Source organism: Streptomyces barkulensis (genome assembly GCF_002843305.1).
In the GTDB taxonomy this organism is placed as follows: Bacteria; Actinomycetota; Actinomycetes; order Streptomycetales; family Streptomycetaceae; genus Streptomyces; species Streptomyces barkulensis.
Window position 1 is genome coordinate 1 of sequence record NZ_PGSG01000035.1, and the last position, 23010, is coordinate 23010.

Below are 23010 nucleotides of genomic sequence, written 5' to 3' on the forward strand. Positions count from 1 at the left end.
TGAACGCTTCTCATCCTGAGCGCCAGGCGATCTCGATGGCGTGAACGGCGGCGACCGTGCGACCGATGCGGTTGGTGCTGCACCGGGCCTTGCGGAGGATCCGCCATTGCTTGAGGCGGGCGAAGGCGCGTTCGCCCGGGGCGCGCAGCCGGGCGTGGTCGCGGTTGTACTGCTGGTAGTGCTCGGGCAGGTCGCGATGACCGTAGTAGGGGGTGCGGACGGTCGCGCCGGCGCCCTGGTAGGCGCGGTCGGCCAGGACGAGGAGCTGACGGGACAGGCAGGCTTGGATCACACCGTGGGCGCGGGCTGCGGTCAGGTCGTGCGTGCGGCCCGGTGTCGCGCGGGAGAACCAGAGCGGGGTGCCGTCCGGGCGGGCGATGACCTGCACGTTCATCCCGTGGCGGCGGTGCTTCTGCGAGTAGTACGGCTCGTCCGCCGCGATGCGGTTGGTAGTGATCAAAGTGCCGTCGAGGATGACGAACCCCTCCGGCGGCAGCTCGCGCAGGGCCTCGTGCAGGCTCGGGGCGCGCTCGGCGAGGAGGTCGACCGTTTCGCTCACGTACCGGCCGGCGGTGGCGGTGGAGATGCCGAACCCCGCTGCGGCCTGGGCCAGGGTCTCGTTCTTGCGCAGGTGCACCAGGACCAGCAGGGCCTGGCGGAAGCAGCCCAGCTTCCGCCAGCGGGAGTTCAGCTCACGCCTTCGGGCGTAGATGAGCCAGGAAACGTGCTCCACGACTTCGTGGGGGACGTCGAGCATGGCACGATACGGGACCAACAGGGCTCCTGTGTCGAGACGTTGGCGAGTGAGATCACCAGCCGCAACGACCAGGAGCCCTGCCGCGTTACGGCCCCCCGACCACCAGCCGCCATCACCCACGAACCACAGGATGAGAAGCGTTCAGTGGACCTTCCATACCTAATGTGACTCTTGGTGACGGCGCTCGAACGGGGAGTGGCTGTGCGGGTGCGGGCCGGGACTGTGCGGCCTGTACGGCGTGACGGCTTCGTTTCGGGCGCTGTTGGACACGGGCACGGCGAACACGGAGGGGCTGGTGCACATGGCTGTGGACGACAACAGCGCGGCACGCGGGATCCACACCACGGACGGCGCGGACGGCACGTCCTGGGAACCCGACTGGGACGACGAGTACGCGCCGGTGGTGAAGGCCGCCGGCCGCCAGATCAAGCTGTGGCGAGAAGGTGCGGGCCTGACCCAGCAGGAGCTGGGCGACGCCATCGGCTACAGCCTGGGCATGGTCTCGGCCGTCGAGCGCGCCAAGCGGCTGCCGCACCCGGACTTCCTGGGCAAGGCGGACGAGGTCGTGGGCGCGAGCGGCAAGCTCGCCGCGATGAAGAAGGACGTGGAGGAGGCCCGGTACCCGAAGAAGGTGCGGGATCTGGCCAAGCTGGAGGCCGAAGTCGTTGAGATGGGTGGTTACAACAACCACAACATCCATGGCCTGTTGCAGACGGAGGAGTACGCGCGAGCGCTGTTCAACATGAGGCGCCCGGCTCACTCCGAGGACGACCTCGAACGGTACGTGGCTGCTCGCATGGCCCGACAGGAGATCTTCAAGCGGAGGCCGACCCCGACACTGACCTTTGTCCAGGAAGAGGCGACGCTTCGACGCCCGCTCGGGGGCAGAATGGTGCTGCGCCGCCAGCTCGAACACCTGCTGGAGATCGGTCGGTTGCGGCACGTCGAGGTCCAGGTGATGCCGCTGGATCGTGAAGAGCATGCGGGGATGGGAGGTCAGCTCCAGGTGCTGAAGCTCAGGGACGGCACGGCGGTGGGCTACTGCGAGTCCCAGCTCAACACCCGTGTGGTCTCCGACCCCAAGGAAGTCCAGGTGCTTGAGCTGCGGTATGGCATCATCCGCGCCCAGGCTCTCAGCCCACGGGAGTCGCTGGCCTTCATCGAGAAACTGCTGGGAGAGATCACATGACGCTCAAGCCCTCCGCCGGAGACGGTTCCGCGCCGAACTGGGTCAAGAGCAGCTACAGCGGCAGCAACGACAACGACTGCGTCGAGGTTGCGGCCACCCCTGGCACCATCCACGTCCGCGACTCCAAGGACATACAGGGCCCGCGGCTCGCCTTCGCGCCTGGCGCGTGGGCCGACTTCCTGTCGCGCACAGCGGGTCACTGACCTCCAGCGGCCCGCACTCCCGCGCCCGGCCCCGGCTGGGCGCGGGACGCGTCGCCGTGCGGCGGCTGGAAGAGTCTGCCCTGCCTTGTTCAGGCATCCGCCCAGGCGCCGAAGGCGCGGGCGGCGGCCGACACGGCCGCACCGGCGGTGCCGACGGACGCCCCGGGGCCGGCGGCCAGATCGAGTGCGAGGGGCGCGGCGTCCGCCGAGCCGTCCACGCGGATCCGGCAGTCGACCGAGGCCAGGGGCATCGCCGTGTCCGGCGGTGGGAGTACCAGGACGGCGAGTTCCGCCCCGCGCAGGGCGGCCCCGCTCTTCTCCAGAGAGCCGGAGACCTCCCGCGCCAGGAGACCGGCGTTCTCCTCCAGCGAGGTGGGGTGCAGATCGAACCGCTCCTCGAAGGCCACGGCCCCGAAGCCGCGCAGCGCCGTGACGCGGACGCCCAGCGTCCTGGCGCTGCGGACGCCGTCGCGGTGCAGGACGTAGACGGCGGTCATGGCCACTCGCAGTGACCCGGCCACCGGGCCGTCCCCGTCGCGGGGAATTCGCCACCGCCATCGGCGGCTCTCCAGGCGGTGCGGCGCATGCCCGTGCGCCAGCGCTTCGAGCCCGGCACCCGGAGAGTCGCCCAGCAGCCACCATCCGCCGTGGTCCACGGCGAACAGGCGGCCCGCCTCGTCCACGGCGAGCAGCGAGTCGCCGTCCGTGCGGCCGAAGGGGAAGAGCCGTACGCCGAGCGCCTCGGCCAGTTCACCGAACACCTGGTGGGCGTGCCGGGCCAGAGCCGGATCGACGGTGGCCCCGGTGGCCGCGCACTCCCTCCCCGCCCCGGCGGGCGGTATGCGCAGGCCGTGGAACTCCCGGAGCGCCCGCTCCGCCGCGGGGAAGAGCTCCCACCGGGCCGGGTGCGGGCCCGAAACCGGGGAGACCGCGCTCAGCACTTCCAGCAGCGCCGTCATCGCCTGCTCCCGTACGTCCCGGCCGGGGCTCCAGCCACCGGCCCGCAGCGCCGGGTGCTCCTCCACGGGTTCCATGGCGTCCACGAGATCCACGGAGGCTGCCCTCACGCGCTCAGGATCCGCACGGACAGCCTCTCCAGGAGGGCCGTGCACGAACGGCATGGCGGGGTCGGCTGCCCGTGCTCGGGGTCGCCCTGCTCGCGGATCTTCCGGCACATGATCGCCGATTCCTCGAAGTGCGGGCGCGCCTCGTCGAGGGTGGCTGTACGGCCGTCCGTACGCTCCTGGTCCAGACGCCACAGCTGGTCGGAGACGAGCGCGGACTCGGCGCAGTAGCCGATGAACGGCTCCCAGTGTTCAGGAGGGAGCGCGTCGAAGAACTCCCGTACCGCCGGATGCAGTTCGGGCCGCCCGTCCCCGGTCAGGTTCGTCTGGCTCACGACCGTGCCCCGGATGAGCAGGGAGGCGGCGACGCCGGGAACGCCGTCAGACATAGAAATCCTCCGCGTCCTCCATGTCCGCCGTCATGAAGTTGGTGACGGCTTGCAGCGCATCATCGCCCAGGTAGTAGTTGCCCGTGTGGTGCATGAGGAAGAAGCGCCCTCTGCCGTCCACCAGCATGACGGCACCGTCATAGGTGTCGAAGCCCAACGGGAAAAGACTTTCTCCCAGCTCCCCGGAGAACTCCTCGATTCCCTCGGCGTCCCCCTTGTATGCAAAACCCGGCTTCGTCACGAAGTGGTTCTCGGGACTGTCGTCAAAGAGGATCCTGAGCCCCCCGAAGCTCCGGATGAAGTCACGCGCATACTCGGAGACAACATAGGAGACGCCGTACTCGGCGGCCTGTTCCCGAGCCTTCTGGATGAGTGCGTCCGCTTCGGCGCCGATGTCGCGCTCGGGACTCCAACCGTACTGGCGGAACCATGCCTCGGCCTCTTGCCGAGACGAAGGAAATCTCATCGCCTCTCCGTCTTTCTCTTTCCTCACTTGTGGGCCGTCACCCCGAGGACGGGAAGCATGTGCTCACAGGAACGACACGGTTTCTTGTAGTCGCCATGAGCGAGGTTTTCCTCGGAGGTCACGGACTCGCCGATCTGCCGGGTGTGGACTATGGCTCCCGACAACGCTTCACGCGCGTCCTCCACCGTGCGGATCCTCGTCCCGTCAGGATCAATCTGGTGCAGCCGGTCGGAAATAAGGGACACCTCCGCACACTTGCCATGCCCGGCTCCTGTTCTCTTCCCCTTTTCGGTGAGTTCGGTTTCCACCTGCTTCAACGCGTCCGCGACGGCGGGGTGGGTTTCGGGGATCCTCATGCCGTGCTTCTTGGTGGTGCTGGTGTGCGAGGTGATGACACCGTCATGCAGGAGGGCTACCCGAGCGTGCCGCCGATGCGTTCGCGTATGCCCTCAGGCAGCGGGTACGGGATCTCCCGTGGGAGTCCGGCCGATGCCTGGTCCAGGCGATCGGCTGTGACATCACGGTGAATCGCCCGAGCGGAGTTGGTGATATCCGAGATCCGGACGACCCACTTCTCCACATACCGTTCCACGGCTTCGCCCGACAGACCGATCTGAATGGCGCGGTACGGCAGGGGTTGAAGCGTGATCGAACGTTCCGGATCCCACTGGACCCTCACGGGACTGGCCCTCAGCTGCTCCTTCCACGCCCCCACATCGGCGTGGACCTTCGGTGCGTAGTGGCTGAGACTCGCATGAGAGAGTGCCCACTCGAACCCCTCCCTCGTCATCTCGATGGCGAGGACCCTTTCCTGGCCCGGCTTGGTGGCCCAACCGGAGCGGTACATCATCCACAGGAACGACGGCTTGATCCACGTCATCCGCTCACGTTTGAAAGGGGCCACAAACGTGCCGGCGGCGAGCGCGGCATCGGCTATCGCCGGCGCGTACGCCTGGTACACCGTGATGGTCTCCTCCGTGAAACGCGCTCTCACCTGCCGGTCCGCCACGGGCAGCGGTGCGTTCGTGGCTCCTCCCCCGGACGTCATGCCGGCGTCCCCTCCGCCCAGGCACTGGAACGCCGGACGACGGGCCCGTCGACGCGCAGGGCGCCGGCCGTGTACGCGGCCCAGCGCAACTCCTGGCATCCGAAGAAGGACTCGCCCCAGCTGTCGACCCAGATGTGCACGCGTGAGGGACCGGCCCGTGTGACGTCCCACCACTGCCACCCCCTGGAGTCGTCATCGGGGTCGAACCGGTAGAGCCAGTTCTGGAGCGACCACGGCCTGCTCCGGGTGTGGGACTCGTACGCGCCACGACCATCCCCGGCGAAGTCCGGGACCTCTTCACCGCCCGGTGCGCAGACCGCCGCGAACCAGCCCGGTACGCCCTCGGTGGGGAGTTCCTCCTGCTCGAAGTCGGCGGCGATCCCCAGGCTCACCGCGGCCGACAGGACCGAGCGAAGACGCTCGGCGTACCGGCCCGGATCACCGGGGAGGTCCACCGTGAACTCGGAGAGGACGGGGGGAGCCGATTCGGCGGCAGGGCGGCGTCGAAGACGCTCCGCCTCCGCCTCCAGACTTTCCTCGCTGTGCATCATCGGGTGAGAATCATCCTTCTTGAATTACGCGCCCCGAGCCGGGGACAACGGAATTCCTGAGTTGGCCGAGGAGATTGTTCGGAATTCCGTAGAGATCCGGCCCCTTGGTGGGATCGGAGATCTCGGGGTACTCCTTGAGGAGTTGCTTCCACTCCTGCCGGGTGAACGCGGAGCCGTCCGGGTGCTCGTCCTTGTCCTGGGGCAGGGCGTCGGCTCTGACGGCATCACGGTACGCACGGGGAACGTCGAAGGCGACGATCTGTCCCCCGTCACCGCGGAACTCGGTGGTGTGCCTGATGTCTCCGCTCATGTTCACGTAGAGCTTTCCGTTCCCTGTGATCGTCACCTCGCCGTTGTCTCCGATGTGTACTCGCTGACTCAGCGGGTGATCGGTCTGTTTACGGTAGACGGTCACGACGTCCCCGTTCTCGCAGTCGGGTGCGAGGCCGAGGGGGTCGGTCCAGGTGTGGGGGTTGTGGACGTAGGTGGCGGGGTTGGGGGCGGGGGCCAGGCCGAGGGGGTCGGGGGTGGTGTAGCGGCCGGTGTCGGGGTCGTAGTGGCGGAAGTGGTTGTAGTGCAGGCCGGTCTCGGGGTCGGCGTACTGGCCGGGGAACCGCAGGGGGGTGTAGGCGGTGGCGTCGCGGTTCCAGGTGGTGGTGCCCCACAGGGTGGTGCGGGTGTGCCAGGCGATCTCGCCCGTCTCGTCGACGAGTTCGGTGGGGGTACCGGCCAGGTCGGTGACGATGGCGAAGAACCGCCGGTCGATCTCGCTCTGGTCGCCGGGGTCGAGGAGGCGCTCGGTCTGGGCCAGGGGACGGTGGCCGTCGTGATCCCAGGTCAGCACCGTGTGGGTGGCGGTGTTGGACTCCTCGGCCAGGCGGGTGCCGTCCCAGGTGAACAGGGTCTCCTCGGCGACCTCGCCGTCGGCGGTCAGGCGCTGCTTGGCGGTGCGGCGGCCCAGTGGGTCGTAGCGGTAGCGCCAGACGGTGCCGTCGGGGGTGGTGCAGGAGACCAGGCGGTCCTCGGCGTCCCACGCGTAGCGCCAGGTTTCGGGTTTGCGGGACAGTCGGGTCTTCTGGCGCAGGACGGTGCGGCCGGCCGCGTCGTGGGTGTATCGGATACGGCCGGCCTGGGTGATGCGGGTGCCGTCGTAGGTGCGTTCGCCGCGGGCCTCGGGGTGCGGGGCGGCGTCGGGCCAGGAGGCGGAGGTCTGGTTGCCCGCCGTGTCGTAGGCGTAGGTCTCGGTCCAGTCCTCGGCGGTGACGGTCAGGGGCCGGCCGACCGGGTCGAGGCCGTAGTGGCGGGTGGTGCCGGTGAGGTGATCGGTGACGGCGGTGAGGTGGCCGTCGGGACGGTAGGCGTAGCCGCGGGAGCGCAGGGTGCGGCCCTGGGCGGCCAGGGTCTGTTCGGTGGGGCGGCCCAGGGCGTCGAAGGCGGTGGCCAGGGTGACGGGCCGGTCGGTGGCGCCGAAGGAGCGTTCCAGCTCACGTCCGAGTGCGTCGTGGGTGAAGGCGAGGGGGTGGCCGGAGGCGGTCAGGGCGGTGCGGTTGCCCGCCGTGTCGTAGGCCAGTTCGGTGACCGCGCCGGTGGGGGTGGTGCGGGAGGTGCGGCGGCCCAGGACGTCGTAGGTGTAGCGGGTGGTGCGGCCGTCGACCGTCTCGGCCAGGACCCGACCGAGGATGTCGCGCTCCACGGTGAGGCTGGAGGTGGGCGAGGCGGCGCCTGCGGGGCGTCCTGCGGCGTCGTAGGAGTACTCGGTGCGGGCGCCGTCGGCGTCCTTGGCCACCAGGCGGCCGAGGACGTCGTGTTCGTAGCGGATCTCGTGGCCGAGCGGAGTGGTACGGGCCGTCAGGCGCCCGGCCGCGTCGTGGGCGTAGGCGACGGTGCGGCCGTCGAAGTCGGTCTCGGACACCAGCCGGCCGGCCCGGTCGTAGGTGTAATTCCAGTTCAGTCCCTGGGGGTTGGTGACCTGAGTGAGGCGCAGCTCGGTGTCGTGGGCGAACTCGTAGCGTGCCCCGTCCGGGCCGGTGCGGGCGGCGAGCCGGTCGAAGTGGGTGTGCTCGAAGCGGGTGGTGCCGCCGTTCGGATCGGTGTGGGAGGTGCAGTTGCCCTCGCCGTCCCAGGTCCACGACTCGGTGGTGCCGTCCGGGGCGGTGCGGCGGGCCGGTTTCCCCTCGACCGTCCACTCCAGGCGGGTGACCGCGCCGAGTGGGTCGGTGACGGCGACGGGTCGGCCGAACGCGTCGCGGGTGACGGTGGTGGTGTGACCGGCCGCATCGGTGACCGTCAGCGGCAGTCCGGCGGAGTCGTTCGTCACGTGCTGAGCGGCGCCCGCCGGGTCGGTGACGGTCACCGGAGCACCGGTGCTGTCGTGGGTGAAGGCCGTGGTCGCGCCGTCGGGCGCGGTGAGGGAGATGTGGTTGCCGCGCTCGTCCCATCCCTGACGCCAGATGCCGCCGTCGGGGCCGGTGATCTCGACGGGGAGGTTGAGGTCGTTGTGGCGGGCGGTGGCGGTGCTGCCGTCGGGCAGGGTGATCGCGGTGACGTTGCCCGCCTCGTCGTACGCCCAGGTCGTGGTGCGGCCCAGTCCGTCGGTGCGGGTCAGCAGGTTGTCCCGGTCGTCCCAGGTCTGGCGGACGGTGTGGCCGGCCGGGTCGGTACGGGCGGTGACCTGGCGCAGGCCGTTGATCTCCAGGGCGGTGACGGCGCCGGTGGAGTCGGTGTAGCGGGTGACCTGGTTCCCGGCCCCGTCCGTGCCGTACGTGCCGTACTCGAAGGTGGAGGAGAGGAAGCCGTCGGGGCCGGTGGTGCGCACCACGCGGCCGGCGTCGTCGTAGGCGTATTCGAAGGCGGAGTCGTTGCGGTCGGTCCAGGAGGTGATCCGTGCGTCCCGGTCGTAGGTGAAGCGCAGGGCCCGGCCGGAGGAGTTGACCACCGCGTCCAGGTTCCCGGCCGCATCGAAGCCGTAGGAGAGGACCGTCACCGGCCCGTTCGGGGTGCGCAGGGCCAGGCCCGTCACCCGCACCGGACCGCCTCTGTCCGGGCGGGTGGTGGTGACCTGGACCTGGTAGCCGCCGGAGTGGACCACCGCCTCGGGTGTGCCGTCGGCGTCGCGGGCGATCTCCACGCGGTTGCCGTTGCGGTCCTCGACCGCGGCCAGGTGGCAGAAGGCCGGGGCGTCGAAGACGCTCTCCGGCAGTTCGGCCCGGGCGAAGCACCGGGTGATGCCGGTGTGCGGGTCGGTGACCGCGAAGAGGATGCCCGGCTCGCCGGCGGTGCGGGCCAGCGGCAGCCGCGGACCCTCCATCGGCCACACCGGCTCCCCGCCGGCCTCCGGCACCCGCGGATACGTCAGCGCCGAGCCGTCCTCACGCGCCCACACCACCGTGCCGTCGCCGTCGACGTGCAGCCGCTCGTCCAGCGTGGAGGCCCAGGAGCGGCCGAACCACCGGCCCCACCGGTAGTTCGACAGATGGGTGCGGCGCAGCACCAGCGGCAGGACGCCCGGCAGCTCCAGGTCGGTCTGGGCCAGGATCATCTCGCCGGTGGCCACGTCGACGGGATCGTTCAGACAGGTCTTCCTGTCCAGCGGGATGCCGTTGGTGCGCGGATCGGACTTCACCGTGCGCAGCGAGTCGGGCCGGGTGCGGGCGGCGGGGGTGTCGCCGTCGCGGCGCGGCCCGCCTCCTCCCGGGCTGCCGCCCCTCCTGCCGCCGTCGTCGGTGCCGTCGCCGGTCTTGATCCTGTCGAAGGAGTCCTTGGTGCGGCGGTCGTTCTCCTTGTGGGAGTCGGCGATGCCGCGCACGCCCTTGGGCAGGGCGCCGCCGAGGTGGTCGCCGAGCTGCTTGGTGGCCTTCTCCAGGGCGTCCATGCCCCGGTCGGCGACCTCGTTGACGAGGTTGGCGATCTCGTCCCGGCCGCGGGTGCGGCCCTGGTGCCCGCGCGCCTTGCCCAGCTTGCCGGAGGTACGGCCGTTGAGGGAGCCGGCGGCGGTGTTGAGCTTGGTCGCGGCCCGGTCGTGCTCGTCCTCGTCGATGTCCAGGGTGCCGATCAGCCCGCCCAGGCGCGGCGGGGCCAGCGGTCCGCCGTCGGCGGAGGCCAGGTTCCACCCCTGCTGGAGTCCCTCCTTGCCCGCGTCGCCGACCTTGTCCATGTCGACGCCGTCCTGGGTGCCCAGTCCGTTGGCGGCCAGCTGAACCACCAGCTCGGCGGCCATGTTCTCCAGCGCGGCCACCGCCGGCTCGGACATCGCGGTGACGATCTCCTCCACCGCCAGGTCGGCGGCCTCCTTCAGCGCGCGTTTGACCGCGATGCGGCACGCCTGGATCGCACCCGCGCTCAGCAGGGTGGACAGTCCGGCGGTGAACGGGGCGGCGGCCAGTCCGATGCCGATGGAGGCGGCCAGCGCGATCAGCTCGCCGACCGCCACGGCCTTGCGGCCCGCGATCAGACCGGCCGCCCCGTCCAGCGCGTCGGCCAGCACCCGGGCGGCATCGCCCAGATCCTTCATGTGCTTGCCGTTGACCTTGCCCCAGTAGCCGTTCAGCGCGCTCAGCGCCTCGCTCTGCCCGGAGGAGATCAGCCGCTCCATGCCCTTGTGCGCGGCCTGGGCGTCCTCGTCGACGTCGTCGGCGAAGTCCCGCAGGTCCGTGGCCATGTCGCGGTAGTCGTCCTCGTCGACGTTGGGCCAGCCCACGCCGATGATGTCGAGCATCGCGTCGGCGCCCTCGGGCAGCACATACCCCATGACCCAACTCCCCCCGCAAACCGACCAGTTCACACTGTGGTCGTACGGTCATCATGCCGCAGAGGGGTGACACGGAGCATCCGGGAAACCTCCGGGAGGCTCCCGGGCGCAACGCTCCGGCCACACACCGACGACCGGGGTGACCGGTTGTGGTACGGCAGGGGCCGGTGGGGCCACCGGGGCGGACCCGCCGGGGGCCGGGCCGCGCGATCGGGCCCTGTCGGCCGGCGGATCATGGCCGGTTCCGGCGTACGCCGGGGCGCGCGCGGGCGGGTCCCGCGGGCCGCCGGACGAGGGGAGCGCACGCCGGGGCGCGCAACGTCTCACGTCATCGCGCCGCCGGTCCGCCCGGAGCGCCCCGGCGGGGGCCGTCGGGGGCCGGTGCCTTCCCGGGCGCAAGCTCCTGTTGTCGCCAGTGAGGGGAGTCCGGATTCCGCCCGGCGTCCTTGTGGACGGAGTGTGAGTACCTGAGCCTTGGCCTTCACACTTCCCACCACTCTGGAGGTTTGTCATGCCCCAGGCAACTCTGACGCGGGCCGACGAGATCGTCGCCGCCTGGCTCGACGGCGCGGAGAACTCCCACGGCGAACCCAACCCGGCCGGCCCGCTGTACGTGGGCGGCGCCGCCACCGAGGCCGCGCTGGTGGACGCCACCGACGCCCTGTTCACCGCCTGCAGCAGCTGCACCGGCTCGTTGACCACCTTCTGCTGCTGACCGGCGCCACCACCGCCCCGGACGGCGCCGTGCCGCCGCCCGGGGCACCACCGGAGGACCCCGCCGCGGCACGGCCGCGGACACCGACAGGAGCGAGCAGGCCATGACAGACGTCACCGGCAGGCAGGACACCCCGGCCGAGACCGGCCACTTCGAGGCGCCGGTGGCCGCCTGGACCGCCGGATTCCCCGCCGAGCTGCGCCGCCGACTGGCGGCCGTACCCGGCCTGAGCGACGCGGAGCGGACCCTGATCGCGGCCACCGCGCGCACCGCCCAGCTCGCCTCCCTGCAACGCAAGCTCAACCGGCTCCTGCTGCTGGAACTGCGGGCCCAGAGCCTCACGGGCGCCCTCCCCGGCGCGGACGGCCGCGAACGCTGGGCGGCCTTCCAGGACCGGGCCCGGACCCCGGAGTTCCGCGAGCGACTGGAGAGGCGGTACCCCGGACTCGGCGAGCGCGTGGCACGCGCCACCGCCCCCCTGGCCGACGCGGCCGCCGAACTCGCCCGGCGCCTGGCCGGCGACCGCGACCGGCTCCCCGCACTCCTGGGCCGCCCCGCCGGGCGGCTGACGGCCCTCCACCTCGGGGCGGGCGACCCCCACCAGGGCGGGCGCACCGTCGCCCACCTCACCTTCGAGGGCGGCAGCGTGATGTACAAGCCGCGCCCCCTGGACACCGACACCGCGCTGGAGCACCTGCTCGTCCGCCTCTGGTCGCACCCCGGCGCGCCCGGCGGCCCCCGCCCGCGCACCCCCCGCGCACTCCTGCGCGACGGCTACGGCTGGACCGCCCACGTTCCCCACCGCTACTGCGCCGACGAGGCCGAACTCGCGCAGTACTACCGCACCCTGGGCCACTGGCTGGCCCTGATGCGCCTGACCGGCGGCACCGACCTGCACGCCGAGAACCTCATCGCCCACGGCCCCGAACCCGTCGTGGTGGACGCCGAATGCCTGTTCACCCAGGACGTCCCGCCCGCCGAGGACAGCGGGCGCGGGGCCGCCGTGGACGCCGCCGCCGCCGTCATCCGGCGCACCGTGCTGCGCACCGGCATCCTGCCGACCCGGATGGGCGGTTACGCCATGGGCGGCACCGACCTCTCGGCGGCCGGGGCGATCCCCGGACAGCAGCCCCTGATACCGGTGCCCGTCATCACCGGCGGCGGCACCGACGGCGCCCGGATGGACACCGAACTCATCGCACCGCCGCCCTCGGCGAACCTGCCCGCCGCCGAACCCGCCCTGTTCCGGCACTGGGACCAGGTGCTCGACGGATTCCGCGAACTGACCGCCCATCTGCACCGGATGGACTCCGAGGGCGGCGGACTGCCCGAGCTGCTGCGGCCGTTCACCGGCTGCCGGGTCCGGAACCTGCGCCGCGGCACCCAGGCGTACGTCGACATCGGCCGGATGCTGTGGCACCCGGCCTCCCTGCACCGGCCACAGGAGGCCCGGCGGCGGGCCCGGGAGGTACTGCTCGGCAACGCCCGGGCACTGCCCGGCGCACCGGACTCCCCCGAGATCATCGAATCGGAGATCGAGGACCTGCTCACCGGCGACATCCCGGTGTTCACCGCCGTGGTGGACGCGGAGACGATCCGGCACGCGGTGGCGGACTGGCGCGGCGCGGACCTCCGGATGGAGGAGTCCGTCATCCAGGGCGCCCTGGTGGGCGCCTACCTCAACGAACGCACCCTGCCGCCCCGCGTGCGGGCGGATCTGCCCGTCCCCCGGCACGACGGGCTGGAACAGCGCCGGCGCGCCATGGCGGCGGCGCTCGTGCGGACCCTGTGCGAGGAGGCCGTCACCGGCGAGGACTCCACCGTCACCTGGGTGAGCCCGGTGCTCACCGGCGTCGGCTGGGCCATCCGCCCGCTGTCGGCCGAGCTGTACACCGGGCAGGGAGGCGTCGCGGTCGCCCTGGCCGGATACCTGCGGGAGGCGCGGCGCGGCCGGGCCGACCCCGTACCCGGGCTCGAAGGCGTCCTGGAGGGCGCGCTGCGCGTGCTGGCCGCCACCGAGGACACCACGGCCACCGCCTTCATCGGCGGCTACACCGGCATCGCCTCCCAGGTGTGGACGTGGACCGAACTGCACGGGCTGCTCGGCGACGAGGCCCACCTGGCCCGCGCCCGGCTCCGCGCCGCCGCGCTCACCCCCGAACTGCTCGACGAGGACACCGACCTCGACATCCTCGGCGGCGCCGCCGGGGTGATCGTCCCGCTGCTGAACCTCGCGCACCTCACCGGCGAGGAACGGTGGCTGGCCACCGCCGCCCGCGCGGCCCGCCGTCTGGAACGCACCGCCGTCCGCGACGACCGCGGAGCCCGCTGGTCCACCGCGCTCTTCGCCGAGGGCATCGGCGGCTTCGCCCACGGGGCCACCGGCATGGGCTGGGCGCTGCACCGCCTCGCCCTCGGCGGGGCCGGCGCCGACGCCGACCGCCGCCGCTGGCGCGAGCTGGCCGGGGCCGCCCTGTCCTACGAGGAGTCGCTGTGGGACCCGGAGGCCGGCAACTGGCACGACGCCCGCATCGGCAGCCGGCAGGACCACGCCACCGCCTGGTGCCACGGCAGCGCCGGCATCGGCCTGGCCGCCGTGGACCTCTACCACCGCACCGGGGACCGGGCCCACCTGGTCAACGCCCACCGCGCGGCGGCGGCCGGCCTGGCCGACGGCTTCGGCTGGAGCCACACCCTGTGCCACGGCGATCTGGGGCTCATCGAGCTGCTCACCCATCTGCGCGCCCTGCCCGCGCCCGACCCCGGTCCCGGTCCCGGCGCCGCGTCCGTCCCGCCCCCGGTCCGCGTCCCCGGCACCCGGGATCTGCTGGCCGGGCTGCTCACCGACCTCGAACACCGCGGCCCGGTCGGCGGACTGGCCCGGGAGTCCTTCTCCCCGGGCCTGATGCCCGGCCTCAGCGGGGTCCTGCACCTGCTGCTCCGCCTCACCCCGGACGCCACCGGCCCCGGACGCCCCCGCACCCCGCTGCTCCTCACCGCTCCCGAGGGCCTGAGCCCGCGCTAGGGAACGGCGTCCAGGGGGTGCCGCGGGCGGGTGCGCAGGATTCGACGGCCGGGCAGCGGGGTAACGTGATGGGTCCGATTGGCATCGGCGATGCCCCGTGTGGCAGACTGTCCGGGTTGCTCGGTTGAGTGCCGATGCTGCGCGCCTCCCGCCGGGAGGACTGGAAGCGAGTCCCAATGTATTCGTCGCCCCTCGTCAGGGGCGGAAGTACGGGAATCTTCCGGGAAGCGTGGGCGGGGCACCGACCAGGCGCCCGGTGGGTTTCCTCCCCCGGTTCCGCGGTCTCGCGCACCGCATCCCCAGGCAGGGAAATTCAAGGATTTCCATGGTGGCGGGAATGCGACACGCCCGACCGCGTGGGTCGGAGGAGAGCGTGGTCCCACCGGGTCCCGGAGCGTGACGAGAGACAGGACTACGAAGTAGCCATGGCGGGACAGAAGATCCGCATCCGGCTCAAGGCCTACGACCACGAGGTCATCGACACCTCGGCGAAGAAGATCGTCGAGACGGTGACCCGTACTGGTGCGTCGGTCGCGGGCCCGGTGCCGCTGCCCACAGAGAAGAACGTGTACTGCGTCATCAAGTCGCCGCACAAGTACAAGGACTCGCGCGAGCACTTCGAGATGCGTACCCACAAGCGCCTGATCGACATCCTCGACCCGACGCCCAAGACCGTTGACTCGCTGATGCGCCTGGACCTGCCGGCCGGCGTCGACATCGAGATCAAGCTCTGAGAGGCGCGGTAGAGATGACCACCAAGCAGATCAAGGGTGTCCTGGGCGAGAAGCTCGGCATGACCCAGGTCTGGGACGAGAACAACCGTGTCGTCCCGGTCACCGTCGTCAAGGCCGGCCCCTGCATCGTCACCCAGGTGCGCACCGCAGACAAGGACGGCTACGAGGCCGTCCAGATCGCCTTCGGCGAGATCGACCCGCGCAAGGTGAACAAGCCCCTCAAGGGCCACTTCGCCAAGGCCGACGTCACCCCGCGCCGCCACCTGGTGGAGCTGCGTACCGCCGACGCCGGCGAGTACACGCTCGGCCAGGAGGTCACCGCCGAGGTGTTCGAGTCGGGCGTGAAGGTCGACGTCACCGGCAAGAGCAAGGGCAAGGGCACCGCCGGTGTCATGAAGCGCCACGGCTTCGGCGGCCTCGGCGCCGGCCACGGCACGCAGCGCAAGCACCGCTCTCCCGGCTCCATCGGTGGCTGCGCCACCCCGGGCCGCGTGTTCAAGGGCCTGCGCATGGCCGGCCGCATGGGCAACGAGCGGGTCACCACCCAGAACCTGACCGTCCACGCCGTTGACGCGGAGAAGGGTCTGCTGCTCATCAAGGGCGCGGTTCCCGGTCCGAACGGCGGCCTCGTCCTGGTCCGTACCGCGGCCAAGGGGGCCTGAGGTAACCGATGAGCACCAGTACCGTTGACATCCTTTCGCCGGCGGGCGACAAGGCCGGGACCGTCGAACTCCCCGCGGAGATCTTCGACACGCAGGTCAGCGTTCCGCTGATCCACCAGGTCGTCGTCGCACAGCTGGCCGCTGCCCGCCAGGGCACGCACAAGACCAAGACCCGCGGCGAGGTCCGCGGCGGCGGCAAGAAGCCGTACCGCCAGAAGGGCACCGGCCGCGCCCGCCAGGGCTCGACCCGCGCCCCGCAGTTCGCCGGCGGTGGCGTCGTGCACGGCCCCGTGCCGCGCGACTACTCGCAGCGGACCCCGAAGAAGATGAAGGCCGCCGCCCTGCGCGGTGCCCTCTCCGACCGGGCGCGCCACGGCCGCGTCCACGTCGTGACCGGCGTGGTCGAGGGCGAGATCTCCACCAAGGCCGCCAAGGCCCTGTTCGGGAAGATCAGCGAGCGCAAGAACGTGCTCCTGGTCGCCGAGCGGAGCGACGAGGCCGCGTGGCTGTCCGCCCGCAACCTGCCCCAGGTCCACATCCTGGAGCCGGGCCAGCTGAACACCTACGACGTGCTCGTCTCCGACGACGTGGTCTTCACCAAGGCCGCCCTCGACAGCTTCGTGGCCGGCCGCAAGGCCGCCCAGCACGAAGGGAGCGAGGCCTGATGGCCGAGACCACCGTCACCAGCAAGACCTTCTCCGACCCCCGCGACATCCTCGTGAAGCCGGTGGTCTCCGAGAAGAGCTACGCGCTGCTGGACGAGAACAAGTACACGTTCGTCGTCGACCCGCGTGCCAACAAGACCCAGATCAAGCAGGCCGTCGAGGCGGTCTTCTCGGTCAAGGTCACCGGGGTCAACACGATCAACCGCCAGGGCAAGCGCAAGCGCACCCGCACCGGTTACGGCAAGCGCGCCGACTCCAAGCGCGCCATCGTGACCCTCGCCGAGGGCGACCGTATCGACATCTTCGGCGGTCCGGTCTCCTAACGGAGGTCGTACCGTCCGATATCGGACGAGGACTGAGAAATGGGTATCCGCAAGTACAAGCCGACGACCCCGGGCCGTCGTGGCTCCAGCGTCGCCGACTTCGTCGAGATCACGCGGTCCACGCCGGAGAAGTCGCTGGTCCGCCCCCTGCACAGCAAGGGCGGCCGTAACAACACCGGTCGTGTGACCGTCCGTCACCAGGGCGGCGGCCACAAGCGCGCCTACCGCGTGATCGACTTCCGTCGTCACGACAAGGACGGCGTGCCGGCCAAGGTCGCGCACATCGAGTACGACCCCAACCGCACCGCGCGCATCGCGCTGCTGCACTACGTCGACGGCGAGAAGCGCTACATCCTCGCGCCGGCCGGCATGAAGCAGGGCGACCGCGTCGAGAACGGCCCCGGCGCCGACATCAAGCCGGGCAACAACCTCGCGCTGCGCAACATCCCGGTCGGTACGACCATCCACGCCATCGAGCTGCGGCCCGGCGGCGGCGCGAAGTTCGCCCGTTCCGCGGGCGCCTCCGTGCAGCTGCTGGCGAAGGAGGGCCGCATGGCCCACCTGCGCATGCCGTCCGGTGAGATCCGCCTGGTCGACGTCCGCTGCCGCGCCACCGTCGGCGAGGTCGGCAACGCCGAGCAGTCGAACATCAACTGGGGCAAGGCCGGCCGCATGCGCTGGAAGGGCGTCCGCCCGACCGTCCGCGGTGTGGTCATGAACCCGGTCGACCACCCGCACGGTGGTGGTGAGGGCAAGACCTCCGGTGGTCGTCACCCGGTCTCGCCGTGGGGCAAGAAGGAAGGACGTACTCGCTCGCCGAAGAAGGCCAGCAACAAGTACATCGTCCGCCGCCGCAAGACGAACAAGAAGCGCTAGGAGGCGGGTTTTCGATGCCGCGCAGTCTCAAGAAGGGGCCTTTCGTCGACGACCACCTGATGAAGAAGGTGGACGTACAGAACGACGCAGGCACCAAGAACGTCATCAAGACCTGGTCCCGCCGCTCGATGATCGTCCCGGCCATGCTGGGCCACACGATCGCGGTGCACGACGGCCGCAAGCACGTCCCGGTGTTCGTCACCGAGTCGATGGTCGGCCACAAGCTCGGCGAGTTCGCGCCGACCCGCACCTTCCGCGGCCACGAGAAGGACGACCGCAAGTCGCGTCGTCGCTGATCTGCGGAAGTAGCGAAGACCTATGACTGACACCGAAGGGACAACCATGGAAGCCAGGGCCCAGGCGCGGTACATCCGCGTCACGCCCATGAAGGCCCGCCGCGTGGTGGACCTCATCCGTGGCATGGACGCCACGGAGGCTCAGGCGGTCCTGCGTTTCGCCCCGCAGGCCGCGAGCGTGCCCGTCGGCAAGGTGCTCGACAGCGCCATCGCCAACGCCGCGCACAACTACGACCACACGGACGTCGACAGCCTCTTCATCTCCGAGGCCTACGTCGACGAGGGCCCGACCCTGAAGCGGTTCCGGCCGCGCGCCCAGGGCCGCGCCTACCGGATCCGTAAGCGGACCAGCCACATCACGGTGGTCGTCAGCAGCAAGGAAGGAACCCGGTAATGGGGCAGAAGGTCAACCCGCACGGGTTCCGGCTCGGCATCACCACGGACTTCAAGTCCCGCTGGTACGCCGACAAGCTGTACAAGGACTACATCAAGGAAGACGTCGAGATCCGCCGCCTGCTCACGCAGGGCATGGAGCGGGCCGGCATCTCCAAGGTGGAGATCGAGCGCACCCGTGACCGCGTCCGCGTCGACGTTCACACCGCCCGCCCGGGCATCGTGATCGGCCGCCGCGGCGCCGAGGCGGAGCGCATCCGCGGTCGGCTGGAGAAGCTGACCGGCAAGCAGATCCAGTTCAACATCCTCGAGGTGAAGAACCCGGAGACGGACGCTCAGCTGGTGGCCCAGGCCGTCGCCGAGCAGCTGTCCTCCCGCGTCTCCTTCCGCCGTGCGATGCGCAAGTCGATGCAGAGCACGATGAAGGCCGGCGCCAAGGGCATCAAGATCCAGTGCGGTGGCCGCCTCGGCGGCGCCGAGATGTCCCGCTCGGAGTTCTACCGCGAGGGCCGGGTTCCCCTGCACACCCTGCGCGCCAACGTCGACTACGGCTTCTTCGAGGCCAAGACGACCTTCGGCCGGATCGGTGTGAAGGTCTGGATCTACAAGGGCGACGTCAAGAACATCGCCGAGGTCCGCGCCGAGAACGCCGCCGCCCGCGCCGGCAACCGCCCGTCGCGCGGTGGCAGCGACCGCCCGCGCCGCGGTGGCGAGCGCGGCGGCCGCGGCCGCAAGCCGCAGCAGGAGCGGACCGAGGCGCCCAAGGCCGCCGAGGGCGCCGCTGCCGCTCCGGCCGCCGAGAGCACCGGCTCTGCCGGGAAGGAGGCCTGACCGTCATGCTGATCCCCCGCAGGGTCAAGCACCGCAAGCAGCACCACCCGAAGCGCAAGGGCATGGCCAAGGGCGGCACCGAGGTTGCTTTCGGCGAGTACGGCATCCAGGCCGTGACCGCTGCCTATGTGACGAACCGGCAGATCGAGGCAGCTCGTATCTCCATGACCCGTCACATCAAGCGTGGCGGCAAGGTGTGGATCAACATCTACCCGGACCGTCCGCTGACCAAGAAGCCCGCCGAGACCCGCATGGGTTCCGGTAAGGGTTCGCCGGAGTGGTGGGTCGCGAACGTCAAGCCCGGCCGGGTGATGTTCGAGCTGTCCTACCCGAACGAGAAGATTGCTCGTGAGGCGCTCACCCGCGCTGCTCACAAGCTTCCGATGAAGTGCCGGATCGTGCGGCGCGAGGCAGGTGAGTCGTGATGGCGGCCGGTACCAAGGCGAGCGAGCTGCGCGAGCTCGGCGACGAGGAACTCGTCGTGAAGCTGCGCGAGGCCAAGGAGGAGCTGTTCAAGCTCCGTTTCCAGGCGGCGACCGGACAGCTGGAGAACAACGGCCGGCTGAAGGCCGTCCGCAAGGACATCGCCCGGATCTACACCCTGATGCGTGAGCGCGAGCTCGGCATCGAGACGGTGGAGAGCGCCTGATGAGCGAGACGAATGTGACTGAGACTGCAGAGCAGAACCGCGGCTTCCGCAAGACCCGTGAGGGTCTGGTCGTCAGCGACAAGATGGACAAGACCGTTGTCGTCGCCGTCGAGGACCGCGTCAAGCACGCCCTGTACGGCAAGGTCATCCGCCGTACGAACAAGCTCAAGGCGCACGACGAGCAGAACGCCGCGGGTGTCGGCGACCGCGTCCTCCTGATGGAGACCCGGCCGCTGTCCGCGACGAAGCGCTGGCGCGTCGTCGAGATCCTCGAGAAGGCCAAGTAATTCCCGAGATCCCTTCTCGGGACGAGTTCCGCCAGGCTCGGCGAGGTGCGCGCGGTGAGCGCGCACCCGCCGGGAACCGGCAGACGATCAGGAGATAGACGTGATCCAGCAGGAGTCGCGGCTGCGTGTCGCCGACAACACGGGCGCGAAGGAGATCCTTTGCATCCGTGTTCTCGGTGGCTCCGGCCGCCGCTACGCGGGTATCGGGGATGTCATCGTCGCCACCGTCAAGGACGCGATCCCCGGTGGCAACGTGAAGAAGGGCGACGTCGTCAAGGCCGTCGTCGTGCGCACCGTCAAGGAGCGCCGCCGCCCCGACGGCTCGTACATCCGCTTCGACGAGAACGCCGCCGTCATCCTCAAGAACGACGGCGACCCCCGCGGCACCCGTATCTTCGGCCCCGTCGGCCGTGAGCTGCGCGAGAAGAAGTTCATGAAGATCATCTCGCTCGCGCCGGAGGTGCTGTAACCGATGAAGATCAAGAAGGGCGACCTGGTCCAGGTCATCACCGGCAAGGACAGGGGCAAGCAGGGCAAGGTCATCGAGGCCTACCCCCGCGAGGACCGTGTCCTGGTCGAGGGTGTCAACCGGGTCAAGAAGCACACCAAGGCCGGCCAGACCGCTCGCGGTTCGAAGACCGGCGGCATCGTGACGACCGAGGCCCCGATCCACGTGAGCAACGTTCAGCTCGTCGTGGAGAAGGACGGCAAGAAGGTCGTCACCCGCGTCGGTTACCGCTTCGACGAGGACGGCAACAAGATCCGCGTTGCCAAGCGGACCGGTGAGGACATCTGATGACTACCGCCACGAACGTGCAGCCGCGTCTGAAGGCGCGCTACCGCGAGGAGATCGCGGGCAAGCTGCGTGACGAGTTCAAGTACGAGAACGTCATGCAGACCCCCGGTCTCACCAAGATCGTGGTCAACATGGGTGTGGGCGAGGCCGCCCGCGACTCCAAGCTGATCGAGGGCGCCATCCGCGACCTCGCCACGATCACCGGCCAGAAGCCGGCCGTGACCAAGGCCCGGAAGTCCATCGCGCAGTTCAAGCTGCGCGAGGGTCAGCCGATCGGTGCCCACGTCACCCTCCGGGGCGACCGGATGTGGGAGTTCCTGGACCGCCTGCTGTCGCTCGCGCTGCCGCGCATCCGCGACTTCCGCGGTCTGTCGCCGAAGCAGTTCGACGGCAGGGGCAACTACACCTTCGGTCTCACGGAGCAGGTCATGTTCCACGAGATCGACCAGGACAAGATCGACCGGGTCCGAGGCATGGACATCACCGTGGTCACCACGGCGAACACCGACGAGGAGGGTCGCGCCCTGCTGCGTCACCTCGGATTCCCCTTCAAGGAGGCGTGAGCCGTGGCGAAGAAGGCTCTGATTGCCAAGGCCGCCCGCAAGCCGAAGTTCGCGGTCCGCGCGTACACGCGGTGCCAGCGCTGCGGCCGACCCCACTCCGTCTACCGCAAGTTCGGCCTGTGCCGCGTGTGCCTTCGTGAGATGGCCCACCGCGGCGAGCTGCCGGGCGTCACCAAGAGCTCCTGGTAGGTCCGCGCAAGCGGACCTCAGGGACTCTCGGTAAGAGCATCCTGGCCGGCGAACGCCCTCCCCGCGTGCCCTAGGCTTGTGGGTTGGGCGTCGCCGCCCATGACCGTCTTACTACGCCGTAGGTCCCCGCACCGCACCCGTCCCGTCGCGTCCCGCGTACGGGGAGAGGGACGGAGCAGACAGGAAACCCCGGCGAGAGAGGCCGAAGGCCATCACATGACCATGACCGATCCGATCGCAGACATGCTGACGCGTCTGCGAAACGCGAACTCGGCTTACCACGACACCGTCGTGATGCCGCACAGCAAGATCAAGTCGCACATCGCGGAGATCCTCCAGCAGGAGGGTTACATCACCGGATGGAAGGTCGAGGACGCCCCGGTGGGCAAGAACCTCGTCCTGGAGCTCAAGTTCGGTCCGAACCGCGAGCGTTCGATCGCCGGCATCAAGCGGATCAGCAAGCCGGGTCTGCGGGTCTACGCAAAGTCCACCAACCTGCCGAAGGTGCTCGGCGGCCTGGGCGTGGCGATCATCTCCACGTCCCACGGGCTCCTCACCGACAAGCAGGCTCAGAAGAAGGGCGTGGGTGGGGAAGTCCTCGCCTACGTCTGGTAACGGAAGGGAACGGAGGTAAAGCTCATGTCGCGTATCGGCAAGCTCCCCATCCAGGTTCCCGCCGGTGTGGACGTCACCATCGATGGCCGGACGGTCAACGTGAAGGGGCCCAAGGGCAACCTTTCGCACACCGTCGCCGCGCCCATCGAGGTCGCCAAGGGTGAGGACGGCGTCATCAACGTCACCCGCCCGAACGACGAGAGCCGGAACAAGGCCCTGCACGGTCTGTCCCGCACGCTGGTGGCGAACATGATCACTGGCGTGACCCAGGGGTACACCAAGCAGCTCGAGATCAGCGGTGTCGGTTACCGCGTCCAGGCGAAGGGCTCCGACCTGGAGTTCTCCCTGGGCTACAGCCACCCGATCACGGTGAAGGCTCCCGAGGGCATCTCCTTCAAGGTGGAGTCCCCGACCAAGCTGAGCGTCGAGGGCATCGACAAGCAGAAGGTCGGCGAGGTCGCCGCGAACATCCGCAAGCTGCGCAAGCCCGACCCGTACAAGGCCAAGGGCGTGAAGTACGCGGGCGAGGTCATCCGCCGCAAGGTCGGAAAGGCTGGTAAGTAAGCCATGGCATACGGTGTGAAGATCGCGAAGGGCAGCGCGCGCAAGGCCGCCGCTGTCAAGCGGCGCCACATCCGCGTCCGCAAGAAGGTGTCGGGCACCCCCGAGCGTCCGCGCCTGGTGGTGACGCGCTCCAACCGCCACATGGTGGCCCAGGTCATCGACGACATCGCGGGCCACACACTGGCCTCGGCGTCGACGCTGGACGGCTCGATCCGCGGCGGTGAGGGCGACAAGACCGCCCTGGCCAAGCAGGTCGGGTCCCTGGTCGCCGAGCGCGCCAAGGCCGCGGGCATCGAGGCCGTCGTGTTCGACCGCGGCGGCAACAAGTACGCCGGGCGGATCGCCGCCCTGGCCGACGCCGCCCGCGAGGCCGGGCTCAGGTTCTGAGCCGGTCCCCACGCAAGCGGACGCAT

The 23010-nt window shown here is 70.1% G+C and carries 30 protein-coding genes; 22 read left to right on the forward strand and 8 right to left on the reverse strand.

What is annotated here, in order from left to right:
* Positions 1-10: 10 nt before the first annotated feature.
* Complete coding sequence (locus CUT83_RS08425) at positions 11-757, reverse strand: transposase family protein (protein ID WP_101254054.1); 747 nt, start codon at positions 755-757, stop codon at positions 11-13.
* A gap of 301 nt (positions 758-1058) precedes the next feature.
* Here CUT83_RS08425 and CUT83_RS08430 point away from each other — a divergent pair, with 301 nt between their 5' ends.
* Together CUT83_RS08430 and CUT83_RS08435 are read left to right on the forward strand one after the other, a co-directional pair.
* Positions 1059-1946, forward strand: a complete 888-nt coding sequence (locus CUT83_RS08430) for a helix-turn-helix domain-containing protein (protein WP_101255286.1) — start codon at positions 1059-1061, stop codon at positions 1944-1946.
* Entirely contained in the window at positions 1943-2149 is a 207-nt protein-coding gene (locus CUT83_RS08435; protein ID WP_101255265.1) for a DUF397 domain-containing protein, read from the forward strand. The genes CUT83_RS08430 and CUT83_RS08435 overlap by 4 nt, the downstream gene beginning before the upstream one ends.
* Before the next feature lie 89 nt (positions 2150-2238).
* Here the strand turns inward: CUT83_RS08435 and CUT83_RS08440 are convergent, their stop codons facing one another.
* From CUT83_RS08440 to CUT83_RS31365, 7 genes are read right to left on the reverse strand one after another with little or no spacing between them, the layout of a single operon-like run.
* Positions 2239-3216 carry an SUKH-3 domain-containing protein gene (locus CUT83_RS08440; protein ID WP_240958046.1) on the reverse strand — a complete coding sequence of 326 codons (978 nt, stop codon included), beginning with the start codon at positions 3214-3216 and terminating at the stop codon, positions 2239-2241.
* The gene (locus CUT83_RS08445; RefSeq protein ID WP_101255266.1) at positions 3213-3602 is read right to left on the reverse strand and encodes a YwqJ-related putative deaminase; all 390 of its coding nucleotides are present in this window, start codon (positions 3600-3602) and stop codon (positions 3213-3215) included. Before CUT83_RS08445 ends, CUT83_RS08440 begins: the two co-directional genes overlap by 4 nt.
* Positions 3595-4095, reverse strand: a complete 501-nt coding sequence (locus CUT83_RS08450; protein WP_143688518.1) for an SUKH-3 domain-containing protein — start codon at positions 4093-4095, stop codon at positions 3595-3597. Before CUT83_RS08450 ends, CUT83_RS08445 begins: the two co-directional genes overlap by 8 nt.
* Positions 4092-4475, reverse strand: coding sequence for a YwqJ-related putative deaminase (locus CUT83_RS08455; protein ID WP_338104183.1), 384 nt, complete (start codon positions 4473-4475; stop codon positions 4092-4094). Before CUT83_RS08455 ends, CUT83_RS08450 begins: the two co-directional genes overlap by 4 nt.
* 5 nt (positions 4476-4480) lie before the next feature.
* Complete coding sequence (locus tag CUT83_RS08460) at positions 4481-5116, reverse strand: DUF4291 domain-containing protein (protein ID WP_101255269.1); 636 nt, start codon at positions 5114-5116, stop codon at positions 4481-4483.
* Positions 5113-5667, reverse strand: coding sequence for a hypothetical protein (locus CUT83_RS08465; protein ID WP_101255270.1), 555 nt, complete (start codon positions 5665-5667; stop codon positions 5113-5115). Before CUT83_RS08465 ends, CUT83_RS08460 begins: the two co-directional genes overlap by 4 nt.
* Positions 5668-5677: 10 nt before the next feature.
* Positions 5678-10414 (reverse strand): DUF6531 domain-containing protein, encoded by a 4737-nt coding sequence (locus tag CUT83_RS31365; protein ID WP_101255271.1) that lies wholly within the window; start codon positions 10412-10414, stop codon positions 5678-5680.
* A gap of 511 nt (positions 10415-10925) precedes the next feature.
* On the opposite strand from CUT83_RS31365, the gene CUT83_RS08475 reads away from it, so the two are divergent.
* The 20 genes from CUT83_RS08475 (at position 10926) to rplR (ending at position 22984) form a co-directional block, all read left to right on the forward strand.
* Positions 10926-11129, forward strand: coding sequence for a DUF6229 family protein (locus tag CUT83_RS08475; protein WP_093851462.1), 204 nt, complete (start codon positions 10926-10928; stop codon positions 11127-11129).
* A gap of 103 nt (positions 11130-11232) precedes the next feature.
* Positions 11233-14154, forward strand: a complete 2922-nt coding sequence (locus CUT83_RS08480; RefSeq protein WP_101255272.1) for a type 2 lanthipeptide synthetase LanM family protein — start codon at positions 11233-11235, stop codon at positions 14152-14154.
* A gap of 425 nt (positions 14155-14579) precedes the next feature.
* Positions 14580-14888: a 30S ribosomal protein S10 gene (gene rpsJ / locus CUT83_RS08485; protein WP_004571821.1), complete on the forward strand. Its 309-nt coding sequence runs from the start codon at positions 14580-14582 to the stop codon at positions 14886-14888.
* A gap of 14 nt (positions 14889-14902) precedes the next feature.
* On the forward strand, positions 14903-15550 hold the full coding sequence (gene rplC / locus CUT83_RS08490) for a 50S ribosomal protein L3 (protein WP_101255273.1): 648 nt from the start codon (positions 14903-14905) through the stop codon (positions 15548-15550).
* Positions 15551-15558: 8 nt separating this feature from the next.
* On the forward strand, positions 15559-16215 hold the full coding sequence (gene rplD, locus CUT83_RS08495; protein ID WP_101255274.1) for a 50S ribosomal protein L4: 657 nt from the start codon (positions 15559-15561) through the stop codon (positions 16213-16215).
* On the forward strand, positions 16215-16538 hold the full coding sequence (rplW, locus tag CUT83_RS08500) for a 50S ribosomal protein L23 (protein ID WP_101255275.1): 324 nt from the start codon (positions 16215-16217) through the stop codon (positions 16536-16538). Before rplD ends, rplW begins: the two co-directional genes overlap by 1 nt.
* Before the next feature lie 39 nt (positions 16539-16577).
* Entirely contained in the window at positions 16578-17414 is an 837-nt protein-coding gene (rplB, locus tag CUT83_RS08505; protein WP_093851457.1) for a 50S ribosomal protein L2, read from the forward strand.
* A gap of 14 nt (positions 17415-17428) precedes the next feature.
* On the forward strand, positions 17429-17710 hold the full coding sequence (rpsS, locus tag CUT83_RS08510; protein ID WP_101255276.1) for a 30S ribosomal protein S19: 282 nt from the start codon (positions 17429-17431) through the stop codon (positions 17708-17710).
* Positions 17711-17756: 46 nt separating this feature from the next.
* Entirely contained in the window at positions 17757-18104 is a 348-nt protein-coding gene (gene rplV / locus CUT83_RS08515) for a 50S ribosomal protein L22 (RefSeq protein WP_006130776.1), read from the forward strand.
* A complete protein-coding gene (gene rpsC, locus CUT83_RS08520) occupies positions 18104-18934 on the forward strand; it encodes a 30S ribosomal protein S3 (RefSeq protein ID WP_101255277.1) in 831 nt (276 codons plus the stop codon). The genes rplV and rpsC overlap by 1 nt, the downstream gene beginning before the upstream one ends.
* A 5-nt stretch (positions 18935-18939) precedes the next feature.
* On the forward strand, positions 18940-19359 hold the full coding sequence (gene rplP, locus CUT83_RS08525) for a 50S ribosomal protein L16 (RefSeq protein WP_093660605.1): 420 nt from the start codon (positions 18940-18942) through the stop codon (positions 19357-19359).
* Positions 19359-19583: a 50S ribosomal protein L29 gene (gene rpmC, locus CUT83_RS08530; protein ID WP_093851454.1), complete on the forward strand. Its 225-nt coding sequence runs from the start codon at positions 19359-19361 to the stop codon at positions 19581-19583. The genes rplP and rpmC overlap by 1 nt, the downstream gene beginning before the upstream one ends.
* Positions 19583-19870, forward strand: a complete 288-nt coding sequence (gene rpsQ / locus CUT83_RS08535; protein WP_093660607.1) for a 30S ribosomal protein S17 — start codon at positions 19583-19585, stop codon at positions 19868-19870. The genes rpmC and rpsQ overlap by 1 nt, the downstream gene beginning before the upstream one ends.
* A 100-nt stretch (positions 19871-19970) precedes the next feature.
* Complete coding sequence (gene rplN, locus CUT83_RS08540; protein ID WP_055718836.1) at positions 19971-20339, forward strand: 50S ribosomal protein L14; 369 nt, start codon at positions 19971-19973, stop codon at positions 20337-20339.
* Between the two features lie 3 nt (positions 20340-20342).
* The gene (gene rplX / locus CUT83_RS08545) at positions 20343-20666 is read left to right on the forward strand and encodes a 50S ribosomal protein L24 (protein WP_101255278.1); all 324 of its coding nucleotides are present in this window, start codon (positions 20343-20345) and stop codon (positions 20664-20666) included.
* Positions 20666-21229 carry a 50S ribosomal protein L5 gene (gene rplE, locus CUT83_RS08550; protein WP_101255279.1) on the forward strand — a complete coding sequence of 188 codons (564 nt, stop codon included), beginning with the start codon at positions 20666-20668 and terminating at the stop codon, positions 21227-21229. The genes rplX and rplE overlap by 1 nt, the downstream gene beginning before the upstream one ends.
* 3 nt (positions 21230-21232) lie before the next feature.
* Entirely contained in the window at positions 21233-21418 is a 186-nt protein-coding gene (locus CUT83_RS08555) for a type Z 30S ribosomal protein S14 (protein WP_004571834.1), read from the forward strand.
* 216 nt (positions 21419-21634) lie between these two features.
* Positions 21635-22033 carry a 30S ribosomal protein S8 gene (gene rpsH / locus CUT83_RS08565; RefSeq protein WP_093660615.1) on the forward strand — a complete coding sequence of 133 codons (399 nt, stop codon included), beginning with the start codon at positions 21635-21637 and terminating at the stop codon, positions 22031-22033.
* 24 nt (positions 22034-22057) lie between these two features.
* Positions 22058-22597, forward strand: a complete 540-nt coding sequence (rplF, locus tag CUT83_RS08570; RefSeq protein ID WP_093851450.1) for a 50S ribosomal protein L6 — start codon at positions 22058-22060, stop codon at positions 22595-22597.
* Between the two features lie 3 nt (positions 22598-22600).
* Positions 22601-22984: a 50S ribosomal protein L18 gene (gene rplR, locus CUT83_RS08575; protein WP_101255280.1), complete on the forward strand. Its 384-nt coding sequence runs from the start codon at positions 22601-22603 to the stop codon at positions 22982-22984.
* Positions 22985-23010 lie beyond the last annotated feature (26 nt).